Here is a 14,606-nt window from a genome sequence, read left to right as displayed (position 1 = left end):
CATCACAAGGTGTCCACCTATTTTGGTGGACACCTCATGCATCAGAGCACTCAACAGCAAAAGGTGCGGGGAAATTCGCGCTTACTCTCTTCGAGCAGGTACGCTTCACCAATACAGGTAGGAGGTAGTGATGACGGCCATCACGGCCGCGTGCGCCATCACCGGACGCCAGAAGATGACGAAGTGCGAAGGCGCCCATCACAGCAATTGTGACTATGTGGAGGCTAGCTTCGATCTCGTTCCCGCTGACCGGCACGGAGACGAAGGCCTACAATACTGGAACCCCGGGTTCAGTCCTGACCGAGATGGTTGTCATTCCGTTCAACGACATCTTTGCGATGGAGCGGGTGCTGGCGCGGCACAAGCAGACGCTGGCGTGCGTCGTCATCGACCCCCTTGCGCCCCGCGCGGGGCTCGTACCTGTCGATTCCTCGTACCTAAGTTTCTTGTGGGAGTTTGCAGCCCGCCACGGAATTTTGGCGATTTCACATGAAGTTCCGAGTTTCCGGTTGAATCTCAGCTTTTGGACGCGCTATACCCAGATCGCACTATTTGGTCAGGTTCTCTCTCTTTCTGATCGCCTGGGGAATCACATGATCGTGCCGGTAAGCGAAATGAGGGTTCTGGTCGCAACCCCTCCGATCGCGGTGCTCTTTACTCATTTTTCCCGGTGCGAGTGGTCATCAAAGGCGACTATCTTCGGGCTGTTGGTAGGCTTCTTCGGCCTGGCCACCTTCTTGGCCATTCCGCAGTCTCCAGGTTTCAGCTGAGCGGAACGTGGCATCGCTCCTAACCCTCTGGGAGCGTCTGCGGGGTTATGCTCTGTCCAGCCATGCGATGGCCCGGCTGCAGGAAGGAAAAGCCTCGTGAACGGAACGGCGGTCATGAAGTGCGCCATCCCCATGCCGCTGCCGGTGAGGCTCGCCTTCGAGAAGAGGCTCTTAGCGCTCTCCTGTTCCTTGGTGTCATCTCCACGGCAGTGGTCTACGTCGTCTGCTGCCGGCTAATAAGCTTGAGGGGGCCAGCCTACGTCACCATGCATCATTACTTGCCCCAAGGCCAAGTATCGTGCTTAGTGCAGTATTTTTATGCGTGAAACAATACGCTTCAATCAGGTCATACCGATGATCCCAAAACGTTGAAACGTTGTCATAGATCGCAGGATTGATGATCAACTAACCATGACTCTTCTTTTGGACAACGATCGTGCTTGTTCTTGAGACATCGCGTCTTTTCATTCGCCCCTTAGCCATTTCGGACTTGGACGACGTTCATCGGCTTCACACCGATGATCTTGTCGTGCAATCGCTGTTCTCCGGCGAGCCTCCATCGTGCGAGAACACACAAGAAAAGATGAAGCAATATGTGCGGGAATGGCGGCAGAACGGCTTTGGCTTTTTCGGCGTTTTTCTGAAGGATTCCAAGGGACCGGGAGAGTTCGTGGGCCGCGCGGGGCTACGGTATTTCGAGGATACGACGCACGTCGAGTACGGCCTTTGCCTGTTCGGGCATGTTGCCGGCCGTGGAATCGGCCCGGAAGTCGGCCGAGCGATCCTGCGCTTTTCATTCAAAGAGCTCAATCTGGAGCGAGTCGTCGCGGTAATTCGGCCAGAAAACAAACGCTCTATTCGCGCGCTGGGAAAGATCGGATTCACGCACGTGGAAGATAGAGAATACGGCGACCACGTGAAGGGCTTCTATGAGGTGTGCGCAACTCAGTACGGCATCGCCCGCCAGAGCGGCGGAACCAGAGCACAGACGGACTGAACGTCGGTCACTCGTCGGCTGCTTTGAGCGGCCCTCATTCTTGGAGAGAACTCATGAACGTCTTGACGAAGGAGATAGATACCCCGGACCGCGAAGGCGCCCGTGAGGTTCACCCGGATAACGTGATCCCATTGCGCAAGCGGAATGTTGCTGACCGCAAGCCGCTGACCGTTGGGACCTTTCGGCGAGTAGCCTGCATTGCAGACGAGCGCGGACACTGCTCCCCAGCCGACATTGGCGAAGAAGCGGCCGAGGCCATCTTGGTCGCGTGGATCGACAGTGTCGGCGTGGGTCTTGCAAACTGGGAAACGGGCGCGAGATTGACCGCGGCAGCCTCCACCCGCTCTCTCGTCTGGCTGAAGAAGGCGACGCGCCAGCCGCCTCGATAAGCTGCGCGACGGTCGCAAAGCCGATCCCGGTCGCTCCGCCGGTCACGTTCGCGGTCTTCCGTCACACTACGGACGCCATGTCGCGAGCAGCGTCGCGGTCAAGCGTGCCGTCGAAGAGAGAGAGCGCTGGGTGGGCGTCGGGATCGGCCATGACCTCGACGAGCCAAGGTAGCCCTGAGGCGAGCGCCCCGTCGAGAGCAGGCCCGATGTCGCCCGGCGCCTTGACTACGGTCGCACCGCAGCCGCACGCCCGCGCGATCGCCGCGTGGTCAACGGGCGCGAAATGGCAGGCGCTCGTATAGACCCCGAACTTCACGGTCTCGGCATCCTTCTGGAAGCCGAGCACGCCGTTGTTTAGGACGATCACGACGACGGGCACGTGGCTGCGCACCATCGTCTCTAGTTCCGCCCAGCTGTGAGCAAAGCCGCCATCGCCTGTGACCGCCACAACCGGCGCCTCCGGCCGCGCGATCTTCGCCCCGATCGCAAGGGGTAGGCCCCAGCCGAGGCCGGCGAGGCCACGCGGCGTGAGAAAGCGCTGGCCGGCGCGCTGCGAGCGCAACTGACCGACGATCCACATGGACGAATAGCTCGCGTCCGCCACGACGATCGTCTCGGGAGCGAGGCGCGCCTGCAGCTCCCGCATCACGCGCTCGGGTCGGATGGGACTCCTGTTGCTGCCCGCGAGCGGCGCACGGTCCTCCTCAAAGGCGGCCCAGGCGGCCGCGATGCGCATTTCGGCGTGCGCTCGCGCGGTGCGGCGGCGCGACAGGTCGAGGCGCTCGATGGCCTCGCACAGCGTGTCGAGCGTCGCCGCCGCGTCGCCCAGGAGGCGCAGTGCCTCGTAGTTGCGGCCGATCTCGGTCGGGTCGACGTCGATATGGATGACGCGTGCGCACGCCGTAATCTGGCGCCAACTGTCCGTTCCGTTTTGGTTGGTGCGCGTGCCGACGAGGAGGACGACATCGGCCTCGTCGAGGATCGCCTTCGTTCGCCGGCCGAGCGAGCGCGGACCGGTGAGCGAACCGAGCACACCGCACGAGAGGGGATGGAACTCATCGACTGCACCCTTGCCCATGTTGGTCGTGAAGACGGGCAGATGTGCCGTCTTCTGCAGGCGGGCTAGCGCCACCGAGGCCATGGGCGAGGTTGCGCCGCCGCCGGCGATCACGACGGGCGCACGGCCCCGGGTGATGAGCGCGGCCGCCTCGCACAGAATGTCGTCCTCCGGCCGTGCGCGGTCGATCGGCCAATGGCCGAAGCTCGCGCGTCGGATATGTGTTGGCGCGACGGCCGGCTCACGCAGGAGGTCGGCCGGAAGCAGGAGCACCGCAGGCCCCGGCCGGCCGCTGCCGGCCGCGATGAAGGCCTGGTCAACATAATCATCTGCCCGGTCGGCGGTAATGATGCGGCGCACCCATTTGGCGCAAGACGAGAAGAGGGCGAAATGGTCGAGTTCCTGGAAGGCGTTGCGGTCGACCTGCGCCCGCTCGACCTCCTGCACGAGAGCAACGATGGGCACGCTCGCCTTGAGGGCCTCGGCGAGCGGCGGTACAAGGAGCGTGGCGGCAGGTCCGTTTTGGGCGGCGACCACGGCAATCCTGCCGGAGACGCGGGCAAACCCGTCCGCCATGGCGCCGCCCATGTTCTCCTGCCGGTAGGCGAGCTGGCGGATGCCGATCGCCTCGCAGGCCAGGATGACGGCGGACGGTAGGCTTTGTCCAAAGATCACCTCGATCCCGTGGCGCTTCAACGCACGCGCAATCGCCTCTGCGACAGTCTCTCCCATGATCACTCACCCTTTAGCGTATCGAGGAGCGCCGCGCGCTCGTCGAGGAACCGGTCGAACACGTTTGCGACGAGCGCGATGTCGTCGTCGCCCATGGGGGTTGAGAGACAGGCTGCGGCCGCGTTGGGCAGGGCAATGCCGTTCGCAGAGAAGAAGCGGCTGAGCTCCTTCATCACGGCGTCCTCTCGCGGGCCGAGGAAGGCTTCGCGGAACTCGTGGGGCGGCCTGCGCCGCGGGTGGATACGGAAGAGGGAGGCGGCACCTGTGACGTTCAGGGGGGCGCCGTGCCGCGCGATGATGCGTTTGAGACCGTCCCGCAGCCTATCGCCCAGCCGCTCGAGGTGGTCGAAAGCGGCGCGGTCGAGGGCTTCCATCGCGGCGAGCCCGGCCGCCATCGAGAGCGGATTGGCCGAGAAGGTACCGCCCTGCGGCAGAACAGGACGGCCTGATCCGGCATCGAAGACTGCCATCACCTCGCTGCGGCCACCGATCGCGCCGATAGGGAGCCCGCCGCCGATGATTTTGCCGAGTGCGAAGAGATCGGGTGCGAGCCCGTAGCGCGCCGAGGCACCTTCGTAGCCCTGTCGAAGATTGAGGACCTCGTCGCCAATAACAAGGATACCGTGACGACGGGCCGTCTCTTGGATGGTGGATACGAAATCCGGCGAGGGCGAAAGGAGTCCACCGCGGCTCGGCATGGGATCGACGAGGACGGCTGCGAGGCGCCCCGCATGTTCCGCGATCAGCCGGCGCGCACCCTCAGCGTCGTTGAAGCGCAAGATCACGACGTCATCGAGCACGGTTTGCGGCATGCCGCGGTAATAAAGAGTGGCCGCGGGATGTTCGGGATCGCCCCACGTCTGAGGCGTCGCGGCCTGGCTGACTTCTACCCAGTCATAGGCGCCGTGATAGGCCCCCTCGATCTTGGCAATCGCGGGACGCCCGGTGAACGCCCGCGCCGCCTTGATCGCGAACATGACCGCCTCGGTACCGCTATTGACGAAGCGGATGCGCTCAAGGTGTGGAATGCGGGCGCAGAGAAGCTCGGCGAGTGCAATTTCGATCTCGGTCGGGTTTGCGAAGCAGCTTCCGCTCCTGAGCTGTTGCGTCACAGCCTCGATCACGGGCGGGAAGGCGTGGCCGTGGATGAGGGTCGTGAAGTTGCCGTTAAGGTCGAGAAAGCGGCACCCGTCGATGTCGACCAGAAATGCACCCTCTCCGTGATGCATGTAGCGGGGAATGGGATCGCGCTCGATCGTGACCCGCGCCGTGCCGTCCGGGAAAACCCTACGCGCCCGGCCGAAGGCCTCGGCCGAACGCGGCCCGACGGGCGGATGGGGGGAGAATGCTGCTTGCTCGACCACACGGCTCTCCTCTTGCTATGGAAGCCGGCACAAATAGAAGAGAATGTAATTTGATGCAACAAAAATGTTGAGTGAGGAGTATTGCCGACTCAGTCGCCGCGAGAGTGCACGAGATTGATCAGCCGACGGTATCCGTCGCGTAGGTCATTTTCGATGGCCGCGCGAACCGTCGCGGGATCACGATCCTTGAGGCCACGCAGGGCCCACTGATGATTCGCCACGCCTTGTCGCTTGATGGCGAATTCGGGATAGAGACCGTTGAAAGACGGGCCGATCCTGAGCCACTGCGATTCGATCATGGCGACGAGGCGCGGCATCTGCGAGCGCTCGTAGATGCGAAAGTGGAAATGCTTGTTGAGCCGCAGCACCTCCATGTAGCGCCTCTCGTCGAGAGCCGTGTTGAGCTTCTCCTGCGTGTCCTCGAGAAAAGCGATGTCGGCCTCGCTCACGTGTGGCGTCGCCTCTTGAGCGGCGAGGCCTTCGAGAGCCAGGCGGATCTTTGTGACCTCGTCAAGCGCGGCCATTGTTAGCACGGGCACGACGACCGTCTTCGGCCCGATATTGACGAGCGCACCTTCGCCAATCAGCCGGTTGATGGCATCGCGCGCCGGCGTCGTCGAGACGTGGAGCGCTTGCGCAACTGAGCGCACCGTGAGCTTGGTGCCCGGTTCGCACTGCCCGCCGATAATAGTGTCCTTCAGACTCTCATAGGCGAGCTCGCCGAGGCTACTCTGGCGGTCGAGGGGCGCGAGTGGTGCTTGGACGGTGTTCTGATGCATGAAGGACCAAAGTGCTGATCGAGGGCTTGGACCATGAACCTCGCAAGCCTGCTTGACAAGAGCTCTGGGTGTCCAGCGTGTTACATCAAATGTCAACAAGCTGGTGAATCGCGAGTGCAATGCTCGACGCCGGATCAGTGGACCGGCATACCGCCGGCCCAACAAACCGAGGGGCGAGGGTGGACGCAAGGCAAGAAACATGACCGGCAGTCCCGGATCGGTCGAGGGAGGTCGAAGGCGTACGGGCAGGTGCTCGCGGTGGACGGGTGTCGCTCGCCGCGCGCGAGGGCAAGTTCGTATCGCTCCTGGGACGTTCCGGCTCCGGCAATGGTGACCGCGGGTTTCGAACTTCCAGGTGCAGGACTCATCCGGGCGCGCGCGAGGGACATCACGCACGTGCCCGCCCAACAAGCGCCATATCGGCATACTCAGAAATACGCGCTCTTCCTGCACATGACGGTCGCCCGAGAACATCCTTTCCGCTCAAGAAAAGGTGGAACGCAGCGAGATCGAGCGGCGGGTGGAGGCAACTCTCGCCCTGGTGCGCCTCGAAGGCTACGGCGCCCGCCTGCGAACTGTCGGGCGGCCAGCAGCAACACATCGCAGTAGCCCGAGCGCTTGTTTGCGAGCGGCCGGTACTGCTTATGTGCGAGCCGCTCGGCGCGCTCGACAAGAAGCTGCGGGCGAGATGCAAATCGAGATCAAGACCCTGCAGCAGCGCCTCAGGGTCCCCGTCATCTTCGTGACGCATGACCAGGAGGAGGCGCTCACCATGTCCGACCGCGTGGCTGTGATGAGCGGCGGCGGCCTGGCCCAAAAGCGGAACGGCATCGTCCTGCCGCTCAGCCTTCCCGGCGTGTTCGTGCGCTCGCTTATGACCTTCATCCTGGCGATCGGCTTCTACGTCAGGCCCGCTCTCGGCATTGCTGCCTTGACCACACTCCTCATTGTCCTCGTCTTCCGAAAGGCTCTCTCTCAACTAGGGGTTCTATGGTGTCGACTAGACGCAAGCTCTGTGACCGGGGCTGCCGGGCCGTTCGCACCCCGCCCAGCGCATCGTGCTCCAGGGCGACAGCATGCGAAAGCAAAAAGCCGCGCCCTCACCGCCACCCAAAACCGCGAAAACAATCATCCATGAACGTAACAAGGCACCCGAGGACACCGGCAAACTGTTCCGGCATTAGCGAAACTGCTGTCCGGGAATTAATGGACCTCTTGTCCGGCTTTGCAAAGTCCGCAGGTTGTCGAAGCTTCAATGATTCTCGGCGGACGAGGTGAACCTCTCATAAGAAGCCGATCGGTAGCAGACGAGAACGCCGCCTGAATAGCCGTTGTAGTAGACGATGTCGGCCTCGCCGTCCCCGTCTGTGTCGAAACCTTACGCGCTCCCAGTTCCGTTTCGCAGGGGCAGGAGTTGCAGTTGGAGGCCGTTCCACGAATGGTCGGCCGCAGACGCGGCGGGTGTGCGCAGGATCTGCTCGTACCGGCCACCGGTCCCGCCATGAGCCTGCTTTTGCCCGTTGCCATGGCCGGAGCAAGGAGACAAACGGCAGAGTCGCACCCACTACGCGTGCGCGATGACCATCGGCGGTCGGCGCTATCGTGGCCTGTTGCTCATGACTCCCCCTCCATTGGTAGATTTGCAATTTGATGTAACATATGTGGACATATAGATTTCAATGTCCTACGATCAAGCCAATTTGGTGCATCATGGGGAGCGGAATGGTCCGGGTGTTCGTGTCCAGCCTTTTCCACGAGGGCAATAGCTTTAGCGCGGTCCAAACCACCCTTTCCAGCTTCTGCGTTGTTCGCGGAGCTGCGCTCACGGCCAAGGCACAGGTCTCAAACGCCTCACTTGGCGGTGCCTGCAGACGTCTCGAGCGCGCTGGAGCGCTCATCCTTCCCGGCCTCTCGGCAGTGGCTCCGCCGGGCGGGCCGATCGTCGATGCCGTCTATGAGCGCCTGCGTGACGACATTGTCGCAGCAGTTCGAGAGGCGGAGCCCGACGGTGTCTATCTCGACCTTCACGGGGCCATGGTGACCGAAATGCTGGACGATCCTGAGGGCGATCTCATTGCGGCGATCCGGAAAGCCCTCAGGCCGCGGGTCGTCATCGCCGCCAGCCTCGACCTGCACGCCCACGTCACCGACGCAATGCTTGCGAACGCCGACATCATCGTTGCCTGCAAGGAGAACCCGCATACAGACTACCCTCTCGCGGGTGAACGGGCCGTGGAACTCATGCTCGCGATGCTCGAAGGCAGGATTGTACCGGTTACGGCCGCTGTGCGCCTACCTATGATCGTAGGCGTCCAGATGGAAACCGCCCACGGGCCGCTCTGTGAGGTACACCAGTTGCGTCGCCAGATTTCGGCGCAGGAGCCGGCCGTCCTGGACATCTCGATTTACAATACGACGACGCTCGTCGACGTTGCCGACGGCGGCCAGTGCATCACGGTGACGACTGATGGAGCGGCGGATGTGGCCGCGGAGATCGCGGCCCAGTTGGCACACGAGCTTTGGCTGAGACGGTTCGCCTTCAAGCCAGATTTCGTGCCTCTCGAGGACATGCTAGCGGACGTGGCAGCGGAACGTCTCCAGGGCCCGGTCATCGTGGGCGATCAGGGCGATCGCGTGCTCGCAGGTACGGCGGGAGATGGAACCGTCATTATCAGTGAACTGCTCTCGCGCTGGCACACTATCCGGGCTCTCATCCCGCTAACAGATCCAGAAGTGGTCGCTGCGGCGGGCAGGCTCGGTGTCGGTTCTGTCTATAGAGGACCGATCGGTGGCAGGCTGTCGAAAGGTATCTCTCCCGTAGACGGCGAATGGCGAGTCGAGCATCTGGGCGACGGACATTTTGTTCACGACGGCCCTTTTCTCGCGAACGAGCCCGGCGCGCTCGGCGCGACAGCCGTGCTGCACCGGGACAATGTGACGGTCCTCGTGACGAGCCTGCCGGGCTTCACGCAAGATCCGGCCGCCTTCCGCAGTCAAGGCGTCGATCCGGCCGGCTATGACATTGTAGTCACCAAATCCGGCTATCATTTCAAGATTTCTTTCGCCTCGGTCGGCCCCTGCATCGTCGTCGACACGCCCGGCATTTCGAATTTCCAGCCCGGCCTGCTGCCGTTCAAGAAGCGCAGGCCGATCTTCCCAGAGGACGAGGTTCCTGAACCGAACTTCGCGGCACGCCTGTTTGGGCGAGTTTGGACCTAGCAGGACGTTCATCTCTTCGAGGAACCACCTTTTCACCCTCCCCGGAATTTCCTTGGGAAGGAGCTCGCGACCGTGTGATGTGCAGCCAGGACAATGATCCGTCCCATGACGTCCTTCGTTCTACTAGCCTCGATGATTGGAGAAAATTTCCATGAGCGTCAACGTGAAGACCATAAATCTCTCCGATTCCTCGCTCCTGAAGGCCCAGTGCTATGTGGACGGCGCCTGGATCGGGGACGGTATCGACGCGGTCGACAACCCGGCGACGGGGGAGGTTCTGGCCAAGGTGCCGCGCTTCGGCGAGGCCGAGACGATGGCTGCGGTCAAGGCCGCGAGCCGGGCTTTCAAGCCATGGGCGCGGAAAAGCGCCAAGGAGCGTTCGCAGATCCTGCGCACATGGTTTGAGCTGATCATGGCGAACCAGGAAGATCTAGCGCAGATCATGACCGCCGAGCAGGGCAAGCCGCTGGACGAGGCGCGCGGAGAGGTCGCCTATGCCGCCTCATTCGTCGAGTTCTACGCCGAGGAGGCCAAGCGCATCTATGGCGAGACCATTCCGTCGCCGTTCCCGGGGTCGCGCATCATCGTCCAGAAGCAGCCGGTCGGCGTCTGCGCCGCGATCACGCCCTGGAACTTCCCGGCTGCGATGATCACGCGCAAATGCTCGCCGGGCCTGGCGGCGGGCTGCACTTTTGTGATCAAGCCCGCGCCTGACACACCGCTGACCGCATTGGCGCTGGGCGTGCTCGCTGAGCGGGCGGGCTTTCCCAGAGGCGCGCTCAACGTCGTGACAGGCGACGCGGTCGCGATTGGCATGGTGATGACTTCGCACCCGGCGGTGCGGTTCATCAGCTTCACCGGCTCGACGCCGGTCGGCAAGCTCCTGATGCAACAGGCGGCCTCAACGGTGAAGAAGGTTGGGCTCGAACTCGGCGGTAATGCCCCTTTCATCGTCTTCGACGATGCCGATCTCGAGGCGGCGGTGGCCGGCGCGATCACGGCCAAGTTCCGCAACATGGGCCAGACATGTGTCTGCACCAACCGGCTTTTCGTGCAGGAAGGAATCCATGATGCCTTCGTCGAGAGGTTCGCCGGCAGGGTTGCCGAACTCAAGGTCGGCAACGGCGTCGAGGTCGGCGTCGTGCAGGGCCCGCTCATCAATCAGCGTGCGGTCGAAAAGGTCGAGCGTCACGTTGCCGACGCCGTCGCCAACGGCGCCAGGATAATCATCGGCGGCAAGCGCCATGCTCTCGCCCGAAGCTTCTATGAGCCGACTGTTATGTCGGGCGTCACCACGATGATGCTGGTTATGCACGAGGAGACCTTCGGCCCAGTCGCCCCAATCTACTCCTTCCGTTCCGAGGAGGAGGTCGTCGCGCTCGCCAACGACACGCCCTTCGGGCTGGCAGCCTATTTCTACACTAAGGATCTCGGCCGCGCCTTTCATGTCGCCGAGGAGCTGGAATGCGGCATGGTTGGCATCAACTCCGCCATTCTCGGCACCGAGGTCGCCCCCTTTGGGGGCGTCAAAGAATCCGGCCTCGGCCGCGAGGGGTCCCTCCACGGCATCGACGAATTCCTCGAGATCAAATACGTCCTTGTGGGCGGACTCATCACCTGACGCTGGCGCAGCGAAGAAGGCTCGGCGGTTTGGGCGCCGAGTGTGCCACGTTGTGCAGAAGTTTTTTCCCGGCCATGGGGCTGCATCGACCAGGCCTGGCCACGAACACCCCAGCCATATCTGCGCGTCATGGCGGTCGTGGCCCCCAGTCTCGTCCAGGAAACGAAACGCCCGGTCGAGGCAGCGATGCCGTGTCGCATCGGCGCGACGCGGCGAGCGCGTTTTTCAACAGCCTGCTCTGCGGCGCACTGTCCTATCCAATTCGTCCACCTCCAACGCGCAGATAGGCGCCGGCAACATAGCTCGCGTTATCGGACAGCAGCCAAACGATCGCCTCGGCTATCTCCCGCGCGTCGGCGGCCCGGCCGATCGGGATCGTGACCTCGGCCTCGGCAATCTGAATGGGATCGGGAAGGTCGGTTCGTGTTGGCCCTGGGCTTACCGTATTGACTCTTATGCCTTCGCGCGCGACCTCCTGGGCGAGTGCCACGGTGAAGGAGTTGATGGCACCCTTCGAAGTCGAATAGGGCACCCGTCCTCCCGAGGCTTTACCCTCCGGATCAGGCTGGAAGACCGGGTCGGGTGACAGGGCACCGCCGGTTTTCGACAGCCCGGACGAGATGTTGACGATCGCACCGCCCTGGCCGCCGCGCCGCGTCGACATGCGTCGGATCGCCTCAAGCGAGCAGTACATCGTCCCGAGGAGATTGACTTTAATCACTTGACGAATGCCGGCAGGGTCTAAATCGATGAAACGCCCCCGCCTGCCGACGATGCCGGCACAATTCACGAGAGCGGTCAGCGTCCCGAACTCACGGTCCAGGGTACCGAACATTCGCGCAACCTCGGCTTCGTTCGCGACATCGCCCTGTACAGGAACTGCCCTGCCGCCGGCCCGCTCGATATCCGCTACGACACGGTCTGCCGGTGTCCGATTGTGTCGATAGTTGACGCCGAGAGCCCACCCCTGTTCGCAGAGAAGCCGGCAGGTGGCGGCGCCGATGCCCGTGCTGCCGCCGGTCACGAGCGCAATTTTCGAGGATCCTGTCGTCACTTTGACCTCCATCCTAAAGGCAGAGTTCGCGCCGCGCTGAATATCTGCCAAGTGGCGAGCCCGAGTACCTGCGCCGCTCATGCCGAGCTCGGGCGGATCGCTGCCCCGACCAGACAGGTCCGGCTATCGCGGAAGAATGTGAACCCGCCCCAGCGCTTCAGCATGTAGTCGATTGGCTCAGCAACGGAGAGCTTCGGGAAATTTGGCCCGCTCGGCCCGCATCCATTCCTCAAGTGCCTCCGCGATCGGCCAGCTTTCCTGCCGACGTCGTTCGCGCCATCTCCGCTGGTGCGGGGAGGTGAGGGGCTGCTGATTGTTCTTGTTTGCCAAGGGTCGGAAATGGTGAGATCGACCAACCGATTAAGTCAACGGCACGCTGAAGTATCGCCTCAGTCTGGGCCCTCTTGGGTGAAGCGGCAATAACATGTCCAATGCGGTCTCGGTGATCTCCCTTCCTCACGATCGGCGTCTTGGGATCAACATAAAACTTCACCTCGGAAACGCCTGATATAGCAGCCGCCCGACTGGCTCCGTCGATCCAATCGAGGGTGCCATCGCGATCAGGAATTAGGTACCGCACGGCCGCGGCGTGCGAATGCCTTTTGCGCAAATCCCATTCGCCGCCGCTGACGACCTTGATGTGTTCGGTTATGAGATCGACACCGTAAGCCAGTTGAACCAGTTGAGGATCGGTCCCACCCGGAAGACGCGGATTGACTTCAATGACAACTGGGCCAAGCTTCGTCCACCGGAATTGAATAATCGTTGGCCCCCATCCAAGGCCGAGAGCTCGCAAACAACTCAGCGAAATATCGGCGATACGCTTATGCTCGTCCTCAGTCAGCGGGGCCGGATGGATGCACTCACGAAAGACGAAATGCGGTAGCGGGCCGAAGTCAGCGGCGGCAATCGCAATGACCTCAGTTCCCATAATATCAGCGCCATAGAATGGGCCTTGTGCGAATTCTTCAACCAGTATCCTCGGCGAAGACCGCCATATATGCTTCCCGCCCAACAGAAAAGTCGTATGTTCGGCTACATCGTCGACATTACGGCACAATCGGACACCGCTGCTGCCGGTGCCTACGGCTGGCTTAAGAATCACCGGCAAGCCGATCTCAGCGGCAGAACTTTCTACGTCCGTCGCAGTCGCTGCCAAGCGATAAGCAGGTACTGGAACGCCAGCCTCCGCAAGGAGCTGACGCTGAACGTATTTGTCGCAGCATCGTTCAATCGATGCTGGGTTCGGTCCCGGTAGATTGAAATATCGGCAGAGCTTGCCGACTGTCGCATAGACCTCTTCCTCGGCGGCCGTAATACCAGCAATGTCATAGGTCGCACGCAGGCGGGAACATTCGTGGATCAGCGCATCGAGATTGTCTGTATCGATATGGATTGTCTCGATGCGTTCCGCCGCAAGATAGTCGTAACGAGCTGGATCAGTCGACAGGGTAATTGGGTGAAGACCAAGACGCTGGGCCGCTTGGATGAATAGCAGACCAGTACGAGCATGGCCTTCAACCATGATGAGCGCTCTTCTTTTCATTCGCGTTGACCCTGCGTTGCGTGCTGTGCGGCGGTCTGAGCGTAAAACAGGTATCGCTTTTTATCCGTGCCTCACCTCAGACCTTGGGATGAACCTATCATTGTCAGCGATTTGCGGTTGCAAAGATTCTGTGAAATGTATTTGTAGGATCTGTTGCGCTGCTAATAGCCGGCGGTGTGACAGGAAGCGTCTGACGAGGCTCGGAGAATTGTGATGTTCCAGAGACCCAGTTTAACAAGTCAGTTATCTAGCATTGCGTGCGCTGGTACCGGGCCAGATCGGAGTTCTGTACAGCTCGCCTGCTGAACAGACTGCGAGCCCCCAGCCTCGTCACGTGTTGCTCGGCATGTCGATGCCTTTTGCTGAGTGCGTTCAAACAACATGATTTCTACTGCTCCCAGGCTATCCCGTCCTATTCACGAGCAGCTTGGTTCCCTTGTCGCTGAGCGTTCGGTCATGAAGGTGTTAGGCGTCTTTATTACTGCAGCTGAGATTGGACTTTGGAACACGCTGGAGGTCGGCTGATGCGGGTTCATTGGGGCTTTGATGCCCCGGCGCTCATGGCGCCACGGGCTGCGGCGTGAACCCGTCGATGCTCATGAGCCAGGTGATGCATCCCAACCAGTTGTCAAGCAAGGCTGTCCTTTCACCCTAGCCGGCAGAGCGTCCGTCTCGCTCTTACATGACGACAATATACAACGCATTTGACGGAACGCGCCGGGCGGATGATGGTCGGGTGAAGGCAAACGCCAATCGGCCCAAAATATATTCCAGCCGGCCATGAAGAACATTCGGGAACAACAGGTGCACAGCGTGGAGACTTTCCGGGAGTGGCGCCGCTACCTCCACCAGAATCCCGAGCTCGGCTATCGGGTAGATAACACGGCGCGGTTCGTGGCCGAGAAGCTGGCTTCATTCGGCGTCAATCATATCGAAACGGGGAAAGCTGAGACCGGTGTCGTCGCGCTACAGACCGTGAAGTTCGGGGCCTAACAGGCTTCTCTGATTGGGGTCGTTGAGGTCAAGCTCCTCCTGATATTTTTCCGGACCATGTCGCCCCGCGGGTCACTCGCTTCTC

12 protein-coding genes and 1 pseudogene are annotated in these 14,606 nt (G+C 61.6%); 8 read left to right on the top strand and 5 right to left on the bottom strand.

Annotated features, from left to right (window positions below):
- The first annotated feature begins 305 nt into the window (after positions 1 to 305).
- The 3 genes from NKI70_RS33175 to NKI70_RS33165 all read left to right on the top strand — a co-directional run bounded on the left by NKI70_RS33175 (position 306) and on the right by NKI70_RS33165 (position 2,156).
- Positions 306 to 770 carry a hypothetical protein gene (locus NKI70_RS33175; RefSeq protein ID WP_352726336.1) on the top strand — a complete coding sequence of 155 codons (465 nt, stop codon included), beginning with the start codon at positions 306 to 308 and terminating at the stop codon, positions 768 to 770.
- 436 nt (positions 771 to 1,206) lie between these two features.
- A complete protein-coding gene (locus tag NKI70_RS33170; RefSeq protein WP_352726333.1) occupies positions 1,207 to 1,767 on the top strand; it encodes a GNAT family N-acetyltransferase in 561 nt (186 codons plus the stop codon).
- Between the two features lie 53 nt (positions 1,768 to 1,820).
- Positions 1,821 to 2,156, top strand: a complete 336-nt coding sequence (locus NKI70_RS33165; protein WP_352726331.1) for a hypothetical protein — start codon at positions 1,821 to 1,823, stop codon at positions 2,154 to 2,156.
- Positions 2,157 to 2,217: 61 nt separating this feature from the next.
- Here the strand turns inward: NKI70_RS33165 and NKI70_RS33160 are convergent, their stop codons facing one another.
- From NKI70_RS33160 to NKI70_RS33150, 3 genes are all read right to left on the bottom strand, one after another.
- Positions 2,218 to 3,945 carry an acetolactate synthase catalytic subunit gene (locus NKI70_RS33160; protein ID WP_352726328.1) on the bottom strand — a complete coding sequence of 576 codons (1,728 nt, stop codon included), beginning with the start codon at positions 3,943 to 3,945 and terminating at the stop codon, positions 2,218 to 2,220.
- A 2-nt stretch (positions 3,946 to 3,947) separates the two neighbouring features.
- Positions 3,948 to 5,309, bottom strand: coding sequence for an aspartate aminotransferase family protein (locus NKI70_RS33155; RefSeq protein WP_352726326.1), 1,362 nt, complete (start codon positions 5,307 to 5,309; stop codon positions 3,948 to 3,950).
- An 89-nt stretch (positions 5,310 to 5,398) separates the two neighbouring features.
- Positions 5,399 to 6,088: a GntR family transcriptional regulator gene (locus NKI70_RS33150; protein ID WP_352726323.1), complete on the bottom strand. Its 690-nt coding sequence runs from the start codon at positions 6,086 to 6,088 to the stop codon at positions 5,399 to 5,401.
- Between the two features lie 266 nt (positions 6,089 to 6,354).
- Here NKI70_RS33150 and NKI70_RS33145 point away from each other — a divergent pair, with 266 nt between their 5' ends.
- From NKI70_RS33145 to NKI70_RS33130, 4 genes are all read left to right on the top strand, one after another.
- Complete coding sequence (locus NKI70_RS33145; RefSeq protein WP_352726321.1) at positions 6,355 to 6,834, top strand: ATP-binding cassette domain-containing protein; 480 nt, start codon at positions 6,355 to 6,357, stop codon at positions 6,832 to 6,834.
- Positions 6,777 to 7,226 carry a hypothetical protein gene (locus tag NKI70_RS33140; protein ID WP_352726318.1) on the top strand — a complete coding sequence of 150 codons (450 nt, stop codon included), beginning with the start codon at positions 6,777 to 6,779 and terminating at the stop codon, positions 7,224 to 7,226. Before NKI70_RS33145 ends, NKI70_RS33140 begins: the two co-directional genes overlap by 58 nt.
- Before the next feature lie 584 nt (positions 7,227 to 7,810).
- Positions 7,811 to 9,307 carry a M81 family metallopeptidase gene (locus NKI70_RS33135; protein WP_352726316.1) on the top strand — a complete coding sequence of 499 codons (1,497 nt, stop codon included), beginning with the start codon at positions 7,811 to 7,813 and terminating at the stop codon, positions 9,305 to 9,307.
- A gap of 151 nt (positions 9,308 to 9,458) precedes the next feature.
- Entirely contained in the window at positions 9,459 to 10,928 is a 1,470-nt protein-coding gene (locus NKI70_RS33130; RefSeq protein WP_352726314.1) for an NAD-dependent succinate-semialdehyde dehydrogenase, read from the top strand.
- Positions 10,929 to 11,181: 253 nt separating this feature from the next.
- Here NKI70_RS33130 and NKI70_RS33125 read toward each other — a convergent pair whose 3' ends face one another.
- Both NKI70_RS33125 and NKI70_RS33120 read right to left on the bottom strand, forming a co-directional pair.
- A complete protein-coding gene (locus NKI70_RS33125; protein WP_352726312.1) occupies positions 11,182 to 12,033 on the bottom strand; it encodes an SDR family oxidoreductase in 852 nt (283 codons plus the stop codon).
- Positions 12,034 to 12,211: 178 nt separating this feature from the next.
- Complete coding sequence (locus NKI70_RS33120; RefSeq protein WP_352726309.1) at positions 12,212 to 13,528, bottom strand: ATP-grasp domain-containing protein; 1,317 nt, start codon at positions 13,526 to 13,528, stop codon at positions 12,212 to 12,214.
- Positions 13,529 to 14,308: 780 nt separating this feature from the next.
- Between NKI70_RS33120 and NKI70_RS33115 the strand changes: the two are divergent.
- A pseudogene (locus NKI70_RS33115) lies at positions 14,309 to 14,497 on the top strand (amidohydrolase); the annotation flags it as partial.
- Positions 14,498 to 14,606 lie beyond the last annotated feature (109 nt).

Origin of the sequence: Mesorhizobium sp. M0500 (assembly GCF_040321165.1) — a bacterium.
Taxonomy (GTDB): domain Bacteria; phylum Pseudomonadota; class Alphaproteobacteria; order Rhizobiales; family Rhizobiaceae; genus Mesorhizobium.
The sequence above is the reverse complement of the archived record's forward strand: the minus strand, read 5'-3'. Positions and strand labels throughout refer to the sequence as shown.